At 71.9% G+C, this 18,426-nt stretch carries 18 protein-coding genes; 12 read left to right on the top strand and 6 right to left on the bottom strand.

Going from position 1 to position 18,426, the window contains the following annotated elements; genetic code table 11:
- Positions 1 to 2 precede the first annotated feature (2 nt).
- The 5 genes from FLL47_RS26495 (at position 3) to FLL47_RS26515 (ending at position 4,199) form a co-directional block, all read left to right on the top strand.
- A complete protein-coding gene (locus tag FLL47_RS26495; protein ID WP_144123301.1) occupies positions 3 to 356 on the top strand; it encodes a metallopeptidase family protein in 354 nt (117 codons plus the stop codon).
- A 136-nt stretch (positions 357 to 492) separates the two neighbouring features.
- A complete protein-coding gene (locus tag FLL47_RS26500; protein ID WP_144123303.1) occupies positions 493 to 1,227 on the top strand; it encodes an AIM24 family protein in 735 nt (244 codons plus the stop codon).
- Between the two features lie 80 nt (positions 1,228 to 1,307).
- Entirely contained in the window at positions 1,308 to 1,979 is a 672-nt protein-coding gene (locus tag FLL47_RS26505) for a hypothetical protein (RefSeq protein WP_144123305.1), read from the top strand.
- Positions 1,980 to 2,016: 37 nt separating this feature from the next.
- Entirely contained in the window at positions 2,017 to 3,288 is a 1,272-nt protein-coding gene (gene serS, locus FLL47_RS26510) for a serine--tRNA ligase (protein ID WP_144123307.1), read from the top strand.
- An 86-nt stretch (positions 3,289 to 3,374) separates the two neighbouring features.
- A complete protein-coding gene (locus tag FLL47_RS26515; RefSeq protein WP_144123445.1) occupies positions 3,375 to 4,199 on the top strand; it encodes an HAD family hydrolase in 825 nt (274 codons plus the stop codon).
- Positions 4,200 to 4,354: 155 nt separating this feature from the next.
- Here the strand turns inward: FLL47_RS26515 and FLL47_RS26520 are convergent, their stop codons facing one another.
- Positions 4,355 to 4,915: a bacterial proteasome activator family protein gene (locus tag FLL47_RS26520; protein WP_144123309.1), complete on the bottom strand. Its 561-nt coding sequence runs from the start codon at positions 4,913 to 4,915 to the stop codon at positions 4,355 to 4,357.
- Between the two features lie 164 nt (positions 4,916 to 5,079).
- Between FLL47_RS26520 and FLL47_RS26525 the strand changes: the two genes are divergently transcribed.
- The 3 genes from FLL47_RS26525 to FLL47_RS26535 all read left to right on the top strand — a co-directional run bounded on the left by FLL47_RS26525 (position 5,080) and on the right by FLL47_RS26535 (position 8,607).
- Positions 5,080 to 6,276 (top strand): ABC transporter substrate-binding protein, encoded by a 1,197-nt coding sequence (locus tag FLL47_RS26525; protein WP_186315916.1) that lies wholly within the window; start codon positions 5,080 to 5,082, stop codon positions 6,274 to 6,276.
- Positions 6,276 to 6,707 (top strand): Lrp/AsnC family transcriptional regulator, encoded by a 432-nt coding sequence (locus FLL47_RS26530; RefSeq protein WP_120317676.1) that lies wholly within the window; start codon positions 6,276 to 6,278, stop codon positions 6,705 to 6,707. Before FLL47_RS26525 ends, FLL47_RS26530 begins: the two co-directional genes overlap by 1 nt.
- A gap of 79 nt (positions 6,708 to 6,786) precedes the next feature.
- On the top strand, positions 6,787 to 8,607 hold the full coding sequence (locus FLL47_RS26535) for a beta-propeller domain-containing protein (protein WP_246158633.1): 1,821 nt from the start codon (positions 6,787 to 6,789) through the stop codon (positions 8,605 to 8,607).
- Between the two features lie 82 nt (positions 8,608 to 8,689).
- On the opposite strand, the gene FLL47_RS26540 is transcribed toward FLL47_RS26535, so the two are convergent.
- The 3 genes from FLL47_RS26540 to mobA all read right to left on the bottom strand — a co-directional run bounded on the left by FLL47_RS26540 (position 8,690) and on the right by mobA (position 10,688).
- Positions 8,690 to 9,718, bottom strand: a complete 1,029-nt coding sequence (locus tag FLL47_RS26540; RefSeq protein ID WP_144123313.1) for a T3SS (YopN, CesT) and YbjN peptide-binding chaperone 1 — start codon at positions 9,716 to 9,718, stop codon at positions 8,690 to 8,692.
- 168 nt (positions 9,719 to 9,886) lie between these two features.
- Positions 9,887 to 10,132, bottom strand: a complete 246-nt coding sequence (locus FLL47_RS26545) for a DUF6457 domain-containing protein (RefSeq protein WP_144123315.1) — start codon at positions 10,130 to 10,132, stop codon at positions 9,887 to 9,889.
- A complete protein-coding gene (gene mobA / locus FLL47_RS26550; RefSeq protein ID WP_144123449.1) occupies positions 10,113 to 10,688 on the bottom strand; it encodes an NTP transferase domain-containing protein in 576 nt (191 codons plus the stop codon). Before mobA ends, FLL47_RS26545 begins: the two co-directional genes overlap by 20 nt.
- Positions 10,689 to 10,802: 114 nt before the next feature.
- Between mobA and FLL47_RS26555 the strand changes: the two genes are divergently transcribed.
- Together FLL47_RS26555 and FLL47_RS26560 are read left to right on the top strand one after the other, a co-directional pair.
- Entirely contained in the window at positions 10,803 to 11,879 is a 1,077-nt protein-coding gene (locus FLL47_RS26555; protein WP_144123317.1) for a DUF4192 domain-containing protein, read from the top strand.
- 136 nt (positions 11,880 to 12,015) lie between these two features.
- Positions 12,016 to 12,909, top strand: coding sequence for a fructosamine kinase family protein (locus tag FLL47_RS26560; protein WP_144123319.1), 894 nt, complete (start codon positions 12,016 to 12,018; stop codon positions 12,907 to 12,909).
- 183 nt (positions 12,910 to 13,092) lie between these two features.
- On the opposite strand, the gene FLL47_RS26565 is transcribed toward FLL47_RS26560, so the two are convergent.
- Together FLL47_RS26565 and FLL47_RS26570 are read right to left on the bottom strand one after the other, a co-directional pair.
- Complete coding sequence (locus FLL47_RS26565; protein WP_144123321.1) at positions 13,093 to 15,654, bottom strand: polynucleotide kinase-phosphatase; 2,562 nt, start codon at positions 15,652 to 15,654, stop codon at positions 13,093 to 13,095.
- Positions 15,651 to 17,051, bottom strand: coding sequence for a 3' terminal RNA ribose 2'-O-methyltransferase Hen1 (locus FLL47_RS26570; RefSeq protein WP_144123323.1), 1,401 nt, complete (start codon positions 17,049 to 17,051; stop codon positions 15,651 to 15,653). The genes FLL47_RS26565 and FLL47_RS26570 overlap by 4 nt, the downstream gene beginning before the upstream one ends.
- A 64-nt stretch (positions 17,052 to 17,115) precedes the next feature.
- On the opposite strand from FLL47_RS26570, the gene moaA reads away from it, so the two are divergent.
- The gene (moaA, locus tag FLL47_RS26575) at positions 17,116 to 18,120 is read left to right on the top strand and encodes a GTP 3',8-cyclase MoaA (protein ID WP_144123325.1); all 1,005 of its coding nucleotides are present in this window, start codon (positions 17,116 to 17,118) and stop codon (positions 18,118 to 18,120) included.
- 39 nt (positions 18,121 to 18,159) lie between these two features.
- Entirely contained in the window at positions 18,160 to 18,420 is a 261-nt protein-coding gene (locus FLL47_RS26580) for a MoaD/ThiS family protein (RefSeq protein WP_144123327.1), read from the top strand.
- Positions 18,421 to 18,426: the final 6 nt, after the last annotated feature.

An 18,426-nucleotide genomic window follows, 5' to 3' on the forward strand; every position in this document is an offset into this window, starting at 1 on the left:
CCATGCCGGTCGAGATGAGCCGGGAACGCTTCGAGGAGCTGGTGGCCGACGCCCTCGACGAGGTCCCGCAGGAGCTGCTCAACCTGATGCGCAACGTCGTCATCCTGGTGGAGGACGAGTCGCCGCCCGGCGACCCGGAGCTGCTCGGCCTGTACGAGGGACACGCGCTCACCGATCGAGGCTGGGACTACGCCGGTGTGCTGCCCGACCGGATCACCATCTACCGGCACCCGATCCTGCGCATCTGCGACACGGACGACGACGTCGTCGAGGAGGTGGCGGTCACCGTGGTACACGAGATCGCGCACCACTTCGGCATCGACGACCACCGGCTGCACGACCTGGGCTGGGGTTGATGGCCCGGAACCGCCCGTGGTTTCCCGGATCTTCACCCTGACCTTTGCCGATGAGTCACCAACACGACGTTGTTTCTTGTGCAGGTCAACTACGCTCGGTGCGTTTCTCCGCCCCCGTTCTATGGAGGATGACGACATGCAGAGCGCACTCTTCGCTGCCGAAAACCTGGAGAAGGAGTCCGCGACTCCTGGTCTGACGCTGCAGAACTCGAAGATGCTGAAGATCGAGCTGAACGGCGAGGTCATGGCGCGCACCGGCGCGATGGTTGCCTACCAGGGCCAGGTGCAGTTCCAGGCGCTCGGCTCCGGAGGCGCGGCCAAGTGGCTCAAGAGCAAGATCACCGGTGAGGGCGTGCCGCTGATGAAGCTGTCCGGCCGCGGTGACGTGTTCCTGGCCGACCGGGCCGCGGACGTGCACCTGATCGACCTGGGTCCCGGCGACGCCCTCAGCGTCAACGGCACCAACGTGCTGGCCTTCGAGTCGACGCTGAACTACGACATCAAGATGGTCCAGGGCATGGGCATGTTCTCGGCGGCCGGCCTGTTCAACTGCGTCTTCTCGGGCCAGGGCCGGATCGCCATCACCACCAAGGGCACCCCGGTCGTGCTGACCGTGGACGCGCCCACCTACGCCGACCCCCAGGCGGCGATCTGCTGGTCGGCCAACCTGCAGACCGGCTACCACCGCGCCGAGCAGCTGGGCATCGGCACGCTGCTGGGCCGCAGCACCGGCGAGGCCTTCACGATGAGCTTCCAGGGCCAGGGCTTCGTCGTGGTGCAGCCGTCCGAGGAGCCCCCGGCGGGCATCGCGGGCGCCGGCGCCGGCCAGCAGCAGCAGGGCGGCCTGCTGGGCGGCCTGCTCGGCCAGTGAGCCGGCGGACGGTGACTTAGCGGCAGGCCCCTCCTTCGGGAGGGGCCTGTTTTTTCAGCTCTGCATGGCATGATTCGCCCATGTCCGAGGAACTCGATGTGGTGGAGTTCGGCCCGGCCCCGGCACCGGTGACCCGCCGTCGCCCCGACTGGCGTGCGATGACGACAGACTCCCGGTTGACCACAGGCCTCGTCGTGCTCGGCGGCGCGGCGGCGGTCGCGTCGCTGGTGGGCGAGTGGCAGGTCATCGACACCACCCGCTCCGGTGACGAGTATTTCGCCAGCATCCCGCGCGTGACCAGCTCGGTCTGGTCGACGATCGGCGGTACGCCGTACCTGGGCGGGCTGATGCTGCTCGGTGCGGCGACCGCGGTGGCGCTGTTCGGCCCGCCCGCGGCGCGGGCGATCGCGCGGATGGTCGCGCTCGGCACCTCGGCCGTGCTGGTCATGTTGCTCGCGGCCCTGGCGAGCGTGCTCGGCTCGACCAGTGAACTGCCGCGCGTCTTCGGCGGGTTCATGAACGAGGAACTGCTGTCGCGCTTCAGTTCCAGCCCCGGGCGCGGCATGTGGGCGGCGCTCGCGGCCGTGGCGCTGCTGGGGCTCGCCATGCTGTCCGCGCACCGGCGTGAACCCGAGCCGCCGGCCGGCCGGCATGCCGCGGTCGAGGACGAGGACGAGGAACCCGACGACCACGAGTCGGGCGACATCGAATTGACGGTCACCACCGCCGCGCCGTTCTTACGGCAATACTGACGCGAAGCTCCGAACGCGGGCCGGTACGCTTTTCGACGTGATTGATCTGCGTCTGCTCCGCGAGGACCCTGAGACCGTACGAGCCAGCCAGCGCCTGCGCGGCGACTCCGTCGACTCCGTCGACGACCTGCTGCGCGCCGACGAGGCCCGGCGGTCCGCGGTGGCCTCCTTCGAGGCCCTGCGGGGCGAGCAGAAGCAGCTCGGCAAGCTGATGCCGAAGGCGACCGGCGACGAGAAGACAGCGCTGCTGGCCCGGACCAAGGACCTCGCCGCCGAGGTGAAGGCGGCCGAGGCCGCGGTCAACGAGGCCGAGCAGGCACTGCGGACCGCGCAGTTCGCGATCGCGAACGTGGTGCAGGACGGTGCGCCCGGCGGCGGCGAGGACGACTACGTCGTGCTGCGCGAGGTCGGCGACCGTCCGGTCTTCGACAACCCGCGCGACCACCTGGCGCTGGGCGAGCTGCTGGGCGCGATCGACACCGAGCGCGGCGCGAAGGTCTCGGGCGCCCGCTTCTACTACATGACCGGGGTGGGCGCGCTGCTCCAGCTCGGTTTGCTCCAGATGGGCCTGTGGCAGTCGGTGGAGGCCGGGTTCACGCCGATGATCCCGCCGGTGCTGGTCAAGCCGGAGTCGATGGAGGGCACCGGTTTCCTCGGCTCGCACGCCGCCGAGGTCTACCATCTGCCCGCCGACGACCTGTACCTGGTCGGCACGAGCGAGGTGCCGCTGGCGGCGTACCACAAGGACGAGATCCTGAACCTGGCCGCCGGGCCGCAGCGTTATGCCGGCTGGTCGAGCTGCTTCCGCCGGGAGGCGGGCTCGTACGGCAAGGACACCCGCGGCATCATCCGGGTGCACCAGTTCGACAAGGTCGAGATGTTCTCGTACTGCGACCCGGCGGAGGCCGCCGAGGAGCACCTGCGCCTGCTGGCGTGGGAGGAGGAGATGCTCGGCAAGCTGGAGCTGGCCTACCGGGTGATCGACGTGGCCGCGGGCGACCTCGGTTCGTCGGCGGCGCGCAAGTTCGACTGCGAGGCCTGGCTGCCCACCCAGAACCGGTACATGGAGGTCACCTCGACCTCCAACTGCACCACGTTCCAGGCCCGCCGCCTGAACACCCGCTTCCGCGACGCCGACGGCCGCACCCAGACCGCCGCGACACTCAACGGCACGCTGGCCACCACACGCATGCTCGTGGCGCTCCTGGAGCAGCACCAGCAGCCGGACGGCTCGGTGCGGGTGCCCAAGGCACTCCAGCCGTTCGTGGGCGGCCGCGACGTACTGGAGCCCGCCAAGGCAGGGTCCTGAACGGCGTGCCCGACCACGGGGGTTCGGGGCACGTCGAGGTGCCGGCACGCGACGCGACCGGCCGGGCCGAGCTGCGCAGCGACGGGCTGCGGCCGCGCGGGCTGCCGAAGCTGGTCGCCACCGATCTGGACGGCACCGTCGTCCGGTCGGACGAGACCGTCAGCGGGTTCACCCACGCCGTCTTCGACCGGGTGCGCGCGGCCGGTGTCCCCATCGTGGGCGCCACCGGCCGCGGTCCCCGGTTGGAGGAACTGAGCCGGATCGACCTGCCGCACGCGGACCTGCTGGTGCTCGGCGGCGGCGGGCGGGTGCTCGACCTGCGCGACCCGTCCGCACCGCGGGTGCTGCGCGACGCGCGGCTGCCCGGGCCGGTCGTCGCCGGGCTGGTCGAAGCGCTGGAGAACCGGCTCGGGCCGGTGAAGCTGCTGGTCGAGGTGCTGGACGCGCAGCGGGCTCCGCTGTGGGGCGACGACGTGGACGACTGGCCGTATCCGGACGACCTGAAGTTCCGGCCGCGCGAGGAGTCGCTCTGCTACGACGTCATCAAGGCGTTCGTGAAGACCGACGACACGGACTCCGACACGCTGCTGCGGACCGCTCGCAGTCTGGTGGCACCCGAGGTCGCCGCGTTCACGCACTCGGGCCTGGGCTGGGTGGAGGTGACGCCGCCCGGCGTCGACAAGGCGACCGGGCTGGCCGTGGTCGCCGCCGAGCTGGGCATCGATCCCGCCGACGTGCTGGTCTTCGGGGACATGCCGAACGACATCCCGATGTTCGAGTGGGCCGGCCACCGGGTCGCGGTGGCCAACGCCCACCCCGAGATCCTGGCTCTCGCCGACGAGGTCACCCTCTCCAACGACCGCGACGGCGTAGCCGTCTACCTAGACGAACTCCTCAAACGCGAAGCCTGACCGGCCTCGGTCCGCCGACCCAGCCACACCCAGCCACACCCAGCCGCATTCTTAAAGAGTCGCGCCTTCGCCAATCGCAGAAGGCGCGAGTCTTCAAGAATTGCGCGAGACGGCCGGGGCCCGAGGTGGGCCGGGTGGGCGTGGGGGCGGTGGGGTTAGAGGTATTGGCCGGTGCTGGTGGATTTGGTGGGGTCGGGGTGGGTGCCGGGCGGCAGGGCGGGCATGTTGCGCATGTGCTCCAGCTGCATGCGGGCGGCCATCTGCTGGGCCACCAGGGCCGCCTGAATGCCGTGGAAGAGGCCCTCCAGCCAGCCGACCAGCTGCGCCTGTGCGATGCGCAGCTCGGACTCCGACGGCGTCGCACCCTCGGTGAAGTCGACCGAGATCCGCTCCAGCTCGTCGCGCAGCTCGGGGGAGAGGCCGTCCTCCAACTCGACGATCGAGCGACGGTGGATCTCCACCAGGCGCTGGCGGCCGGCCTCGTCGAGGGGTGCGGCGCGCACCTCCTCCAGCAACTGTTTGATCATGCTGCCGATACGCATGACCTTGGCTGGTTGCTCGATGAGGTGGCTCGGATCCTCCTCGCGCCCGGTGGCGCCGTCAGGGTTGACCTCGACCGTGCCGATGGGCTGTCCGTCCGGACCGACGACCACGACACTCTTCTCCTCGGGATGCTGCTGGCTCACCACGACCTCCTCAGCGTCGAACCCACCCATCCTAGATCCCGAGACACAGGCCTATGTTGATCATTGACGGGAGACCCGCGACACGGTAGAACGCCACAGTGGGTCAAGAGAACGCGCGCCCACAGGTTTGGCGTCACCCCCACGGCCGTGCCACCGGTACGCGCGTCCGGCCGAATGTCACTCTGGAGGACACATTGGACGGCCTTGACCGTCGCAGGCTGCTCGGTCTGCTGACCGGCGTCGGCGTTGCGGGCGTGACCGGCGGCCTCGCGGGCTGCTCGACCGCTGGCACGCCCAGCGAGCGCAGCGGCGTCAGCATCGGTCTCCTCGTCCCCGCCACCGGAGCGAACAAGGAGGTCGGCGCCGACCTGGAGTTGGGCTTCAAGCTCTACGTCGACCTGCACGACGGCAAGCTCGGCGGCCGTGCGGTCCGCATCGAGGTGGAGGACGAGGGCGAGACCACCAAGTCCGGCGCCGCGGCCCTGGAGAACCTGTACAAGGCCCAGGTGCTCGCCGTGGTCGGCGTCGCCAACCCGGATCTGCTGCCCATCGTCCGCGACCGGGTCGAGGAGGCGAAGGTGCCGCTGCTGGCCGCGCACGCCGCGCCGGCCGAGATGCCCAGTGCCCCGTACATCTGGCGCACCTCCTACCTCACCGACGAGCCGGCTCTCGCCGTCGCCCACTACCTGCGCCGGCGCCTCGGCAACGGCAGCGGCAAGGTCAGCCTCATCACCGTGCCCGGCACGGCCGGTGCGGAGCTGATGCTCGGTTTCACCAAGGTCTACGGCAGCGGCGCGCAGGACGTCATCACGGTGAAGTCCGGCATCAAGCCGACCACCGCCGACTACGCGTCGTACGCGGGACAGATCGCGGACAGGAACCCCAAGGCGATCTTCTGCAACCTGCCCAGCTCGCACATCGTCAAGTTCATGGCCGCGCTCAAGCAGGCCGGGCTCACGCCGGGCAGCGACGTCGAGCTCTACGCTCCCGGCGCGATCGCCGAGGGCGGTGCCCTCGACGAGCTCAGCGACGGCGCCCGCGGGCTCTTCACCGCGATGCACTACTCGGCCGACCTCAACAACATGGCCAACCACACGTTCTCGTCGTTGTTCCAGGCCAAGTTCCAGCGCTCCCCCACGGCGTTCGCGGTCGCCGCGTTCGACGCCGCGGCGGTGCTCGACCAGGCGCTGACGCTGGCCGGCGACGGCACGCTCAGCCCGCAGAAGGTCAACACGCTGCTGTCGAACGTGGGCCAGGTGATCAGCCCCCGCGGCAACTGGCAGTTCAACCAGCAGCGCTCCCCGCAGCAGAAGTGGTATCTGCGCAAGGTCGAGAAGGACGGCCCCATCCTGTCGAACGTGCTGATCAGCGACCTCGCTACCCTCGGGTAGTGCAGTTGGACGACGTTGACCAGCGAATAATCTCCGCGCTCCTGAGCGACGCGCGCACCACCTACGCCGAGATCGGCATGGTGGTGTCGCTGTCGGCACCGGCTGTCAAGCGACGGGTGGACCGGCTGCGCTCCGGTGGGGTGATCAAGGGATTCACCGCCGTGGTCGACCCGGCGGCGGTGGGTGGCGGCACGGAGGCCTTCGTCGAGCTGTTCTGCACCGGGCGCACCACGCCCGCGCAGATCACGCAGGCCACCCGCCGCCACCCCGAGGTGGTCGGGGCGTACACCGTCTCCGGCGAGGCCGACGCCCTGGTGCACCTGCGCGCGGCCGACATCTCCCACCTGGAACAGGCGCTGGAGCGGCTGCGGGCGGAGCCCTTCATCACCAGCACCCGGAGCATGATCGTCCTGTCCCGTCTGGTCGACTGACCGCGTCCGGGTACGCCGGACGGCGCGGCTCTCGACGCCGACGGGAGCCGCGAGCATGATCCGTACGTCGAAGACGGGCATGAGACGAAGCGTGCTCTGCCTGCTCACCACGTTGTCCCTGGCCGGCTGCACGGCAGGCGGCGGCGCGATCGCGGACCGTCCCGTTCCCGGGCCCGAGCCGCAACTGCGCCTGGTGTCGTACGACTCCTGCGACGGCCTGCTGGAGTCGGTGCGCGAAGCGGCCAAACGCGTGGTGACCTCCTGGGGCCTGCCCGGCAGCAGCTGGGGGATGCGCTTGCAGCGCGCGCAACCGGCCACCGCAGACGGCGCGCGGGAGGGCGCGGGCCCGGACACCTCCGCCAAGTCGTACTCCGGCACCAACACGCACGAGGTGGGGGTCGACGAGCCGGACATCGTCAAGACCGACGGACGGCGCATCGTGACCGTGCTCGGCGACACGCTGCGGGTCATCGACGCGACGACCCGCCGGGCGGCCGGCTCGCTGCACCTCGGCAACGGTATGCACCAGCTCTTCCTGCAGGGCGACCGAGCGCTGGTGCTCACGTCCATGCAGGCGATGATGTACGGCGGCGTCTCGGACGCCCGCATGCCGATGCGCGGCGGGCCGTCCTCGACCCGGCTCCGGCTGGTCGACCTGGCCGGCGAGCCCCGGTTCACCGGCCAGTACGAGATCGGGGCCGAGCTGACCGACGCCCGGCTCGCCGACGGCACCGCCCGCGTGGTGGTCACCTCCCACCCGATGATCGACTTCACGTGGTTGGAGAAGGGCACCGACGCGGATCGCATCGCCGCCAACAAGAAGGTCATCGACAGTACGCCGCTGGAGCGGTGGCTGCCCGCGTACACCGCCGACGGCGCCGGCGGGCGGCTCGACTGCGGGCAGGTCAGCAGGCCCGCCGAGTTCAGCGGGACCTCGCTGGTGACGGTGCTCAGCTTCGACCTGAACCGCGCGGCGCTGGGCGACGGCCTGCCCACGGCGGTGCTCGCCGACGCCCGCACGGTGTACGGCACCGGCGGCCGGCTGTACCTCGCCCACGACGAGGGTTGGCGGGGTGAGAAGGCGAGGGACCGCACCGAGCTGTACATGTTCGACGTCTCCGGACCGCGCCCGGTCTTCGCCGCGTCCGGCAGCGTGCCGGGATGGCTGCTCAACCAGTACTCGCTGAGCGAGCACGACGGCGTGCTGCGCGTGGCCACCACCACCGGGCAGCAGTGGAGGCGGGAGCAGACCAGCGAGTCCACGGTGTACACACTGCGCCGCAACGGCGGGCAGCTCCAGCCGCTGGGCAAGCTCGGCGGCCTGGGCAAGGGGGAGCGGATCTACGCCGTGCGCTTCCTCGGCCCCACCGGATACGTCGTCACGTTCCGGCAGACCGATCCGCTCTACACGATCGACCTGCGCGACCCGGCCCGCCCGGTGCTCGCCGGCGAGCTGAAGATCCCGGGATACAGCAGCTATCTGCACCCGGTCGCCGACGGCCGGCTCATCGGGGTGGGCCAGGACGCGACCGGCCAGGGCCGGGTGACCGGGCTGCAGGTGTCGCTGTTCGACGTCGGCGGCGCGGACCCGAAGCGGCTCGACCAGGAGAAGATCCCGCACGGCTGGAGCGAGGCCGAGTACGACCCGCACGCGTTCCTGTACTGGCCCGCGACGGGGCTGCTGGTGGTTCCGTACGCCGCGTACGACAAGCAGGAGCGGACCGGCGCCCTGCTGTTCCGGGTGGGCTCCGGTTCGCTGGAGAAGGCCGGCGAGGTGAACCCCGGCGGCTATCCCCGCCGCAGCCTCGTCATCGACGACACGCTCTGGGTCGTGTCGGACACCGTGGCCGTGGCCACCACCCTGTCCGGCACCGCCGAACTCGCCCGGGTCGTCCTCTGACCCGGGCGCCTCGAACCACGAAGATCCTGGGCGGACCGCGGGTCACCCCCGCGGTCCGCCCAGGATCTTCAGGTGAGGCTGGTCAGAGGTACTGGCCGATGCGGGCTTCGGGGATGTTGCCCGCGGGCTTGTCGCCCTCGCCGAAGAAGCGCTTGCCGCCGAACTCGCCGTGCAGGCGGTCGTCCAGCTCGTCGGCCAGCCCGGTCATCACCTGGATCGCCAGGGCCAGGTGGCTGGCCTGGAAGTCGCGGCCGAACACCGGGATCGAGGCCCACACCGTGCCGGCGGTGCAGTAGAGGCGGCCGATCGGCATCCGATTGGTCAGTTCGGACAGCTTCACGAACAGCTTCTCGGTCGGCTCGATGTCGGTCAGCACCGGCGAGAACACGTCGATCAGCGGCGGGTTCTCGCGGACGCGTACGAACACCATGGCCGAACCGGCCCGGATGCCGATGTCACCGTCGCCGTCCACCTGCAGCTCGTCCGGGTCGGACTTGAGCATCGCGGACACCACGATGCGCACCCGGTCGGCCAGCTCCAGCCCACTGGCGTCGAGCGAGTCGATCGAGGGCAGGAACGCGTCCACCGTCGACTCGTGCCGCGCCGTGCCCAGCGGCTCGATCGGGACGGGCTCCTCCTGGCGGTCGTGCGCCTCGTAGACCAGGAACGCGGGATGGGGTGCGCCGTAAACATCGCGCAGCGTCCGCGTGATCACGTTCGCCAGTCCCTCGGACGGGCCCGTCATGCCGAAGTTCTCCCGCGACCCGGCCATCACGCCCGGCGGCGACCAGCCCAGCGCGACCATCGCCGCGATCGCGGACCGCTCCAGCCGAAACCCTTCCGGCAGGTTCGCGTTGCTGACCGCCCGCGCCTGCAGCGAGCCGTCCTCCAGGCACTCCACGCTCACGCCGTACACGGCGGAGCCGGTGCCCGACGCGGTCGGGTCCAGCGCCAGTTCCAGTTCACTGCCGACCGGCAGCGTCGGCAGGGCCGCGGCCAGGGCTCTGGCGAACTCCCGCCAGGCCTCGGCGACCTTCGCATGCAGGTCCGCGGTGGTGGGTTCGTCGAGCAGCCCGGCCTCCGCCAGGCCAGGATTCGACAGTTCCGACATGGGTGCGCCTCCTCGTCGAACCTGGCTCAATCCCGGCAAGCCGTCGGACGAACCTGGGTCCTCTGTCACGGAGACACTACCGACCGGAAGCGCATTCGCGTAGTCGGCCATTCGACCGTCCACACCCTTGCGTCGCCTGTCCGCGTCCGCCATGTACCGGCCGCGGCCTCAGTCCGGATCGGGTGCGGCGAGGCGGTGGGCCAGGCCGGTCAGGCGGGCGGCCAGCTCCTGCGGGTCGCCGCCGCGCCCGACGGCCAGCCCCAGCAGGTATGCGCCGACCGGGGCACCGGGCCGCACCGTGTTGTGCGCCACCTCCCGGGCCAGGTCCAGCACCATCGTCACGTCCACGTCCGCGCGGGGCACGCCCAGCTCGGCGCACGCCGCGTCGGTGAAGTCATGCAGGTCCACGCCCATGTACCGCCTCCGCTTCGCTCAGTTCTTCCGGGGTGTCGCAGTCATACCACGGCGCCGGGCCCACGCCGGACCACGGCACCTCGGCCACGTCCGCGTGTGCCAGCAGCGCCCGCATCGGGGCGCCGTGCGGCTGCGCGGGCAGCGCGGCGCGCAGCGCCCCGAGCCGCCACGCCGCGCAGAGGTGCTGCCGTCGGCCGTCCGCGTCGGTGAACATCACCACGTCCGCGTCCACGGCGAGCAGCGCCGCCACCGCGTCCCGGGTCAGGAAAGGCAGATCCGCGGCGACGACCAGCACCCGGTCGACGCCGCCCAGCTCCGGCAGCCCTGTCGCACCGGCGGCGACGGCCGCGACCGGGCCGCCCCCGGGCGGTTCCTCGCGGGTCAGCACGGCTCCGGCCGGCAGCTCGGCGGCCAGCTCCGGCGGCCCGACGACCACCAGCGCACGCGCGTCGGCGACTGCCGCGAGCACCCGTCGCAGCATCGGCACCCCACCGACGGGCAGCAGCGGTTTGGCGACCCCACCCATTCGGCGGGCAGCGCCCCCGGCCAGCACCATCGCCGCGTACGAGATCATCTGTTCGCTCCCCGCCCTGTGGACGAACCGGCGTGTCATCCACAGGCTAGCGATCATCGCTGTCCCCGTCGCGCCGTGGCGGGGAGGCTGCCGCACATGACGACCGACTCCCCGACCTACACCCTCACCGAACGCGCGGACCTGCTCGGCTACGTGCCCTACCTGCTCGGCTTCCACCCGGCGGACAGCGTCGTCGTGCTGGGGGTGACGGACCGGCAGATCGGTGTCGCCGTCCGCGCCGACCTCGGGCAGCCCCGCGCCGAGACGGTCCACCGGCTCGCCCGGCTGCTCGCCGCCGCGGGCCGGGCGCGGGCCGCGATCACCTCGGTGCTGCTCGTCGGATACGGCCCCGACCCTGCGGCTGCCGACGTGACCCGCGACGTGGCGAACGCCCTCGACGCCCGCGGCTACCACGTGCGCGAGGTGCTGCTGCACGCCGGCGACCGCTACCACTGCCTGCAGTGCGACGACTGCACGCCGCCCGGCGGAGCCCCGTTCGACCTGAGCACGACCGCCGCGGCCGCCATCGCCACCTACGAGGGGCTGGTCGCCCAGCCCGACCGGGCCGCGGTGGAGCAACTGGTCCGGCCCGTCGGCGGGCTGGCCGCGATCGCGATGACGCAGGCCGTGGACCGCGCCGAGGAGCGGCTCGACGCGCTGCTCTGCGACGGCATCGCCGAGGCCCGCCGCGACGGCAGACCCGACACCAGACCCGGCGTGCGGCGCGGGAACGTGACCGGAGGCGGCACCGGGACCGGATCAAACGAGGACGCTGCCGACGACCGGCTGGTGCGGGCCGGGACGGCCGCGGTCGAGGACGCATTGCGCGTCGCCGAATCCGGTGGGCGGCTCGATGACGATGAGGCCGCCTGGCTCACCGTGCTCCTGCTCGACCTGCGCTGCCGGGACCATGCGTGGCAGCTGACCGATACCGAGCCCTGGCAGCTCGACCTCTGGCTGGACCTCACCCGGCGCGGTGAGCCCGCGCTGCTGGCCCCGGTCGCCAGCCTGCTGGCCTGGTGCGCTTGGCGGTCGGGCAACGGTGTGCTGGCCGGGGCGGCGTTGCGTCGGGCGCTGCTGGCCGACCCGGCGTACACCCTGGCCCACCTGCTCACCGAGGCGCTCGACCAGGCGATACCGCCTGGCAGTGTCGGGCCCTGGCCCGCGCGGTAGGCCACCGACTGGACGCCATGGCCTGGGATACAGCCGGTTCCGGGAAAACGCGCTCAGTCGCGCGATCGGGGCGCATCCAGGGGGCGGACGGCACGCCCGCGCGGCGCGCACCGGGCGACGGCTCAGAATGGGACACGTGGACCTGGCCTACCTGCGCGCGCATCCGCACCTGCTGCCGACCTTCCTGCACCATCAGCGGATCCGGGAGACGCCGGTCGACGGCGGCTCGATCTGCCACACGAGCAGGCTGACCTTCGACGACGGCGAGTCGATCTTCACCAAGTCGTGGCCCGAGGCGGGCGGGCGGGCACCGGAGGGCTTCTTCACCGCCGAGGCGAACGGCCTGCGCTGGCTCGCCGAGACCGGCACGGTCGCGGTGCCCGAGGTGCTGGTCGACACCCCGGACCTGCTCGGTATGGCATGGATCGAGCACGGGCGGCCGTCGGCTGCCGCGGCCGACGAGTTCGGCAGGGCGCTGGCCGGGCTGCACCGCGTCGGGGCGCCCGCGTTCGGCGCGCCCTGGCCCGGGTTCCACGGCTCCGCGCCGATGGACAACACCCCGCACCCCGGCCCGTGGCACGAGTGGTACGGCGAGCGCAGGCTGGCCGCGTACCTGCGGCTCTCGGTGGACCGGGGCGCGCTGGAGCCGGCCGACACGGCCCGCGTCGAACGGGTCCTGGCCGGTCTCGACCGCATCGGCGGCGACGAGCCACCGGCCCGCATCCACGGCGACCTGTGGACCGGCAACCTGCTCTGGGGCGCGGACGGCCGGTGCCGGGTGGTCGACCCCGCGGCACACGGCGGCCATCGCGAGACCGACCTGGCCTACCTGCGGTTGTGGGGCGGCGCGCCGTTCGCGGACCGGATCCTCGCCGCGTACGCCGAAGCCTGGCCGCCCGCCGACGGCTGGACCGAGCGCGTCCCGCTGCACCAGCTCTCCATGTACCTGCTGCACACCGCCCTGTTCGGCGCGGCCTTCGCACCCGGCGTCCGCGAGACCGCGACGGCCTGCCTCTCCCTGACCGCCTGAACCGACCCCGACCAGCCGCAGTTTCGGGGAAACTGCGGCTTCGAAGGACTGTGAAGGCGCGATTTCCCCGAAACTGCACCCCCGCGCCGCGCGCGACGGATCGTCGCTGCTCGGGTGGGGACTGGCGTTAAGAAGGGCACCTTCCTCTACGCATAGCGTTAAGAAGGTGCCCTTCCTTTGGGCTTACAGGCGGGGGTCGGTGGGTTCGGATTCGCTGGCGAGGATGGCGAAGACGAGTTCGTGCACGCGCCACAGCGGGCCGTCGCGGCCGACCGTGTCCAGGGCGGCGAGGCCGAGACCGTGCTCGCGCAGGGCCAGGGCGCGCTTGCGGCCGAGCTTGCGCTGGCGGAGCTTGGCCAGCTGCGCGGGCTCGGTGTACGACGGGCCGTAGATGATGCGCAGGTACTCGCGGCCGCGGCACTTCACGCCGGGCTGGACGAGTCCCTTCGCGCCGCGGACGGACAGGCCCGCGTACGGCTTGACCACCATGCCCTCGCCGCCGGACTCCGTCAGCGCGAGCCACCAGTCCGTCGCCTGCGCCACCGCCGACGCGAAGGCGACGTCGGCGGTGGCCGGGTCGGCCGCCGACCGGGCAGGCAGGTCCAGCACCAGTCGTCGGGTCGGGGTGAAGGTCACCGGGTCGGCCGCGACCAGCCGGTCCGCGATGGACAGGTGCCAGCCGTGGTCGGCGTCGGCGTACGCCTTGCCCTCGGCGGCCAGCACCGCGAACGGGGCCAGCGTGATGCCCGCGATCCCGGCGGTGGGGGCGACGTACCGGCGGTAGGCGTCGGTGAAGGCCTGCACGTCGCGCAGCGACCCGGTGAGCCGCTCCCGCTGGGCGGCCGTGTCGAGCCCGCGTGCCGCGGCGGCCGACAGCACGTCCAGCGCCGCGGGCAGCACGGCCCGGCCGGACGCGCCGACGGCGGCGTACTGGTGGATCAGCGTCTGCGCCTTGGCGGACCAGGGCAGCAGCTCGCAGTCGAGCAGCAGCCAGTCGGTGTCCAGCTCAGCCCACAGCCCGGCCGCGGCCGCCGCGTCGCGCACCTTGGCCAGCAGCTGCTCGGTACGCTCCGGATCGAAGAACGCCCGCCCGGTACGCGTGTAGATCACGCCGGTGCTGCCGTCGTCGACGAAACGCTTGGCGGCCACCGCGGCGTCCTTGCAAACCAGGACCACCGCGCGGGAGCCCATGTGCTTCTCCTCGCAGATCACCCGGTCCACGCCCGCGTGCCGCAGGTCGGCCAGCGCCTCCGCGGGGTGCTCCAGGTATCCGTCCACGGCCGACGTCGACGAAGGTGCCATGGTCGGCGGAAGCCAGAGCAGCCAGCGCGGGTCGACCGCGAACCGGCTCATCACCTCCAGCGCCGCCGCGCTGTGCTCGGCGGGCACGGTGACGGTGCCGTGCAGGGTCTGCACGTGGCGGCGGCCGGTGACCTCGGACAGCCGCAGCGCGCCCGCGGCGCGGTCGGGCGGCGCGACGGGCTGCAGCGGCCGGGCGGGCGCGTAGTACTCCTGCCCCGCGTCGACCTCGACCAGCTCCCGTTCGGGGTAGCGCAGCGCGGTGAGCTTGCCGCCGAACACGCAGCCGGTGTCGAGGCAGATGGTGTTGTTGATCCACTCGGGCGTGACGGTGGGCGTGTGCCCGTAGACGACCATGGCCCGGCCGCGGTACTCCTGCGCCCACGGGTAGCGCACGGGCAGGCCGAACTCGTCGGTCTCGCCGGTGGTGTCGCCGTACATGGCGAAGGAGCGCACCCGGCCGGACGCGCGGCCGTGGTAGGCCTCCTTGAGGCCCGCGTGTGCGACCACCAGCCGGCCGCCGTCGAGCACGTAGTGGCTGATCAGGCCGTCGAGGAACGAGGCCAGCCCGTCGACCGGGTCGGTCTCCAACTGGGCGACGGTCTCGGCCAGGCCGTGGGTGAGCTGGACCTTGCGCCCGCGCAGGTGGCGCAGCAGCTTGTTCTCGTGGTTGCCGGACACGCACAGCGCCCGGCCTCCGGCGATCATGTTCATGACCAGCCGCAGCACGCCTGGGGAGTCCGGGCCGCGGTCCACCAGGTCGCCGACGAACACGGCGGTACGCCCCGCGGGGTGGCTCGCGTCCACGGCCCGGCCGGTGTCGTCGCGGGTCAGTTCCCAGCCGAGCGCGGCGAGCAGCTGCTCCAGCTCGGCCCGGCAGCCGTGCACGTCGCCGACGAGGTCGAAGGGCCCGGTCAGTTCGGTGCGGTCGTTGAACAGCTTCTCGTAACGCAGCTCGACGTCGCCGGGGTCCTTGACCACGTACACCTTGCGGAAGCCCTCACGGGCCAGCTTGTTCAGCGAGTGCCGCAGGTCGCGGTGCTGACGGCGCAGCACCTCCCGGCCGAACGTCCGGTCCGGGCGAGCCTGCGTGCGCTCCCAGCAGACCGCCTCCGGGGTGTCGATGACGACGGCGACGGGCAGCACGTCGTGCGCCTTGGCCGCCTCGACCAGCGCGGCGCGGGCGTGCGACTGCACGTTGGTCGCGTCGACGACGGTGAGCCGGCCCGCCGCGAGGCGCTTGCCCGCGACCAGATGCAGCACCTCGAAGGCGTCCTTGGTGGCGGCCTGGTCGTTCTCGTCGTCGGCGAGCAGCCCACGGAACGCGTCGCTGGACAGCACCTGGGTGGGCAGGAAGTGCTCCCGGGCGAAGGTCGACTTGCCCGACCCGGAGATGCCGACGAGCACGACCAGGGACAGCTCGGGCAGCGCGACGGTGGTGGTCATGCCGGCACCTCCTCGGTGGTGGTCTTGGTGAACAGGGCGAGCTGGGTCGGGGTGCCGACCTCCGGGTCTTCGTCGCCGACGCCGCGCAGCGTGTACGTGTAGCCGTAGTCGGCGGCGACCTGGTCGCACCAGGCCGCGAACTCGGCCCGGGTCCACTCGAAACGGTGGTCGTCGTGGCGGTGGCCGCCCTCGGGCAGCGTCTCGTAGCGCACGTTGTACTCGACGTTCGGCGTGGTCACGATGACCGCGCCCGGCTTGGCGTCGCCGAACACCGCGGCGCACAGTGCGGGCAGCCGGGGCAGGTCGAGGTGCTCGATGACCTCCATCAGCACCGCGGCGTCGTACCCGCGCAGCCGCTCGTCGACATAGGTCAGCGCGGACTGGATCAGCTTGATCCGGGCGCGCTGGCGGTCGGGCAGCCGCTTGAGCCGCAGCCGCCGCTCGGCGATCTCCAGCACCTTCGGCGACACGTCCGCACCGACGATCTCGGTGTAGCGCTTCTCCCGGATCAGGTCGCCCAGCAGTGCGCCGCCGCCGCAGCCCAGGTCGAGCACCCGGGTCGCCCCGGTCTCGGCCAGCGCGGCCAGCACTGCGGCGCGTCGGCGTACGTTCAACGGCTTGGCCTTCTCCACCACCGGGCCCTCGGCCACGGAGTCGTCGGCGGGCGCCTCCTCCAGCGGCGCGAGCGCCGCATCCGCCTTGGCGGCCAGGGCGCGGCTGTGCGCCAGGTAGCGCCGGATGATCAACGGGCGCTCCGGGTGCCCGGCGAGCCAGCCCTCCCCGGCGCGCAGCAGCTTCTCGATCTCGTCGGGCGCGACCCAGTAGTGCTTCGCATCGTCGAGCACCGGCAGCAGCACGTAGAGGTGGTTGAGGGCGTCGGCCAGGCGCAGCTCGCCGTCGAGGGTGAGGTCGACGTACCGGCTGTCGCCCCACTCGGGGAACGCGGGGTCCAGCGGCAGCACGTCGCCGCGCACCGTCCAGCCCAGCGGCGCGAACAGGCGCTCGGCCAGCTTCAGGCCGCCCTTGGCGCGCAGCGACGGCACCCGGATCGACAACGGGATCGCGGTCGCGGCCAGTTCGGGCCGGTCCTTGGAGACCCCGCGCGCGGCGGTGCGGAAGACCCGGTTCAGCGCGGCCGCCAGCAGGCTGGACGCGGCGTACGGGCGGTCGTTGACGTACTGGTTGAGCTGCTGGCCGTCGGCTCGGGTGTCGGCCAGCCGCTGCGGATCGACCTCCAGCAGCAGCGCGGCGGTGCACCGCTGCTCGCTCGCCTCCGGGTAGAGCACGGTCGCCGTGCCGTGGCTCAGTTCGAAGCTGTGCACGCGGTCCGGGTGCTTGACCAGGAGGAAGCCGAGATCGGTGGCGGGGGAATGGGTGGTCGAGAGGGTCAGCAACACGGCCGCGATCCTGCCAGGTGACCAGGGGACGCGCATTCTGATAACAACGCGATAGGTTCGTGGGGTGACCTCTGCCAACCCAGGCCTGATCGACCGGTACGGACGCCGTGCCGTGGATCTGCGGGTCTCGCTGACCGATCGCTGCAATCTGCGCTGTTCGTACTGTATGCCCCCGGAAGGGCTGCCCTGGCTGCCCAAGCAGGAGATCCTCACCGACGACGAGGTGCTGCGGCTGATCACCATCGCGGTGACCCGGCTCGGCGTCGAGGAGGTGCGCTTCACCGGCGGCGAGCCGCTGCTGCGCCCCGGCATCGTGGGCATCGTGGCGGGCAGCGCCGCGCTCACGCCCCGGCCGAAGCTCTCCGTCACCACGAACGGCATCGGGCTGGCCCGGCTCGCCGCGCCGCTGCGCGACGCCGGGCTGGACCGGGTCAACGTCTCGCTGGACACCATCGACCCGGACCGCTTCGCCGCGATCGCGCTGCGCCGCCGCTTCGACGACGTGATCGACGGGCTGTCCGCCGCGGCCGCGGCCGGGCTGACCCCGGTCAAGCTCAACACGGTGCTGCTGCGCGGGATCAACGACGACGAGGCACCGGCGCTGCTGCGCTTCGCCCTCGCGCACGGCTACGAGCTGCGCTTCATCGAGCAGATGCCGCTCGATGCCCAGCACGGCTGGAGCCGCGAACAGATGATCACCGCGGCGGAGATCCTGGCGTCGCTGGAGGCCGAGTTCGACCTCAGCCCCGACCCGGCCGAGCGGGCCGGCGCCCCGGCCGAGACCTGGCTGGTGAACGGCGGCCCGGCGAAGGTCGGCGTGATCGGCTCGGTGACCCGGCCGTTCTGCGGCGACTGCGACCGGACCCGGCTCACCGCCGACGGCCAGGTGCGCAACTGCCTGTTCGCCACCGGTGAGACCGATCTGCGCGGGCTGCTGCGCGGCGGGGCGGATGATGAGGCCATCGCCGTGCGCTGGCGTGAGGCCATGTGGGGCAAGCTGCCCGGCCACGGCATCGACGACCCGTCGTTCCTGCAGCCGGTGCGCCCCATGTCGGCCATCGGGGGCTGAGATGGCGCACCGGGGCGACCGCGGACCGAACTGACCGACATGCGAGAGGCCGACGACGTGATCACAGTGCGCTATTTCGCCGGAGCGCGGGCCGCCGCAGGGGTGACCGAGGAGCGGCTGCCCGCCGGGCAGGACCTCAACCAGCTGGTCAAGGAGCTCGGCGCCGCACACGGGGACGGGCTGGGCCGGGTGCTGCTTTCAGCCAGCTTTCTGGTTGACGGGCTAGCCTGGCACGACCGCCGTGCGCCGCTTCCGTCCGGCGCGACCGTGGACGTGCTCCCGCCCTTCGCCGGCGGCTGAAAGGAA

The sequence above is a fragment of the Catellatospora sichuanensis genome, assembly GCF_007483665.1.
GTDB lineage: Bacteria > Actinomycetota > Actinomycetes > Mycobacteriales > Micromonosporaceae > Catellatospora > Catellatospora sichuanensis.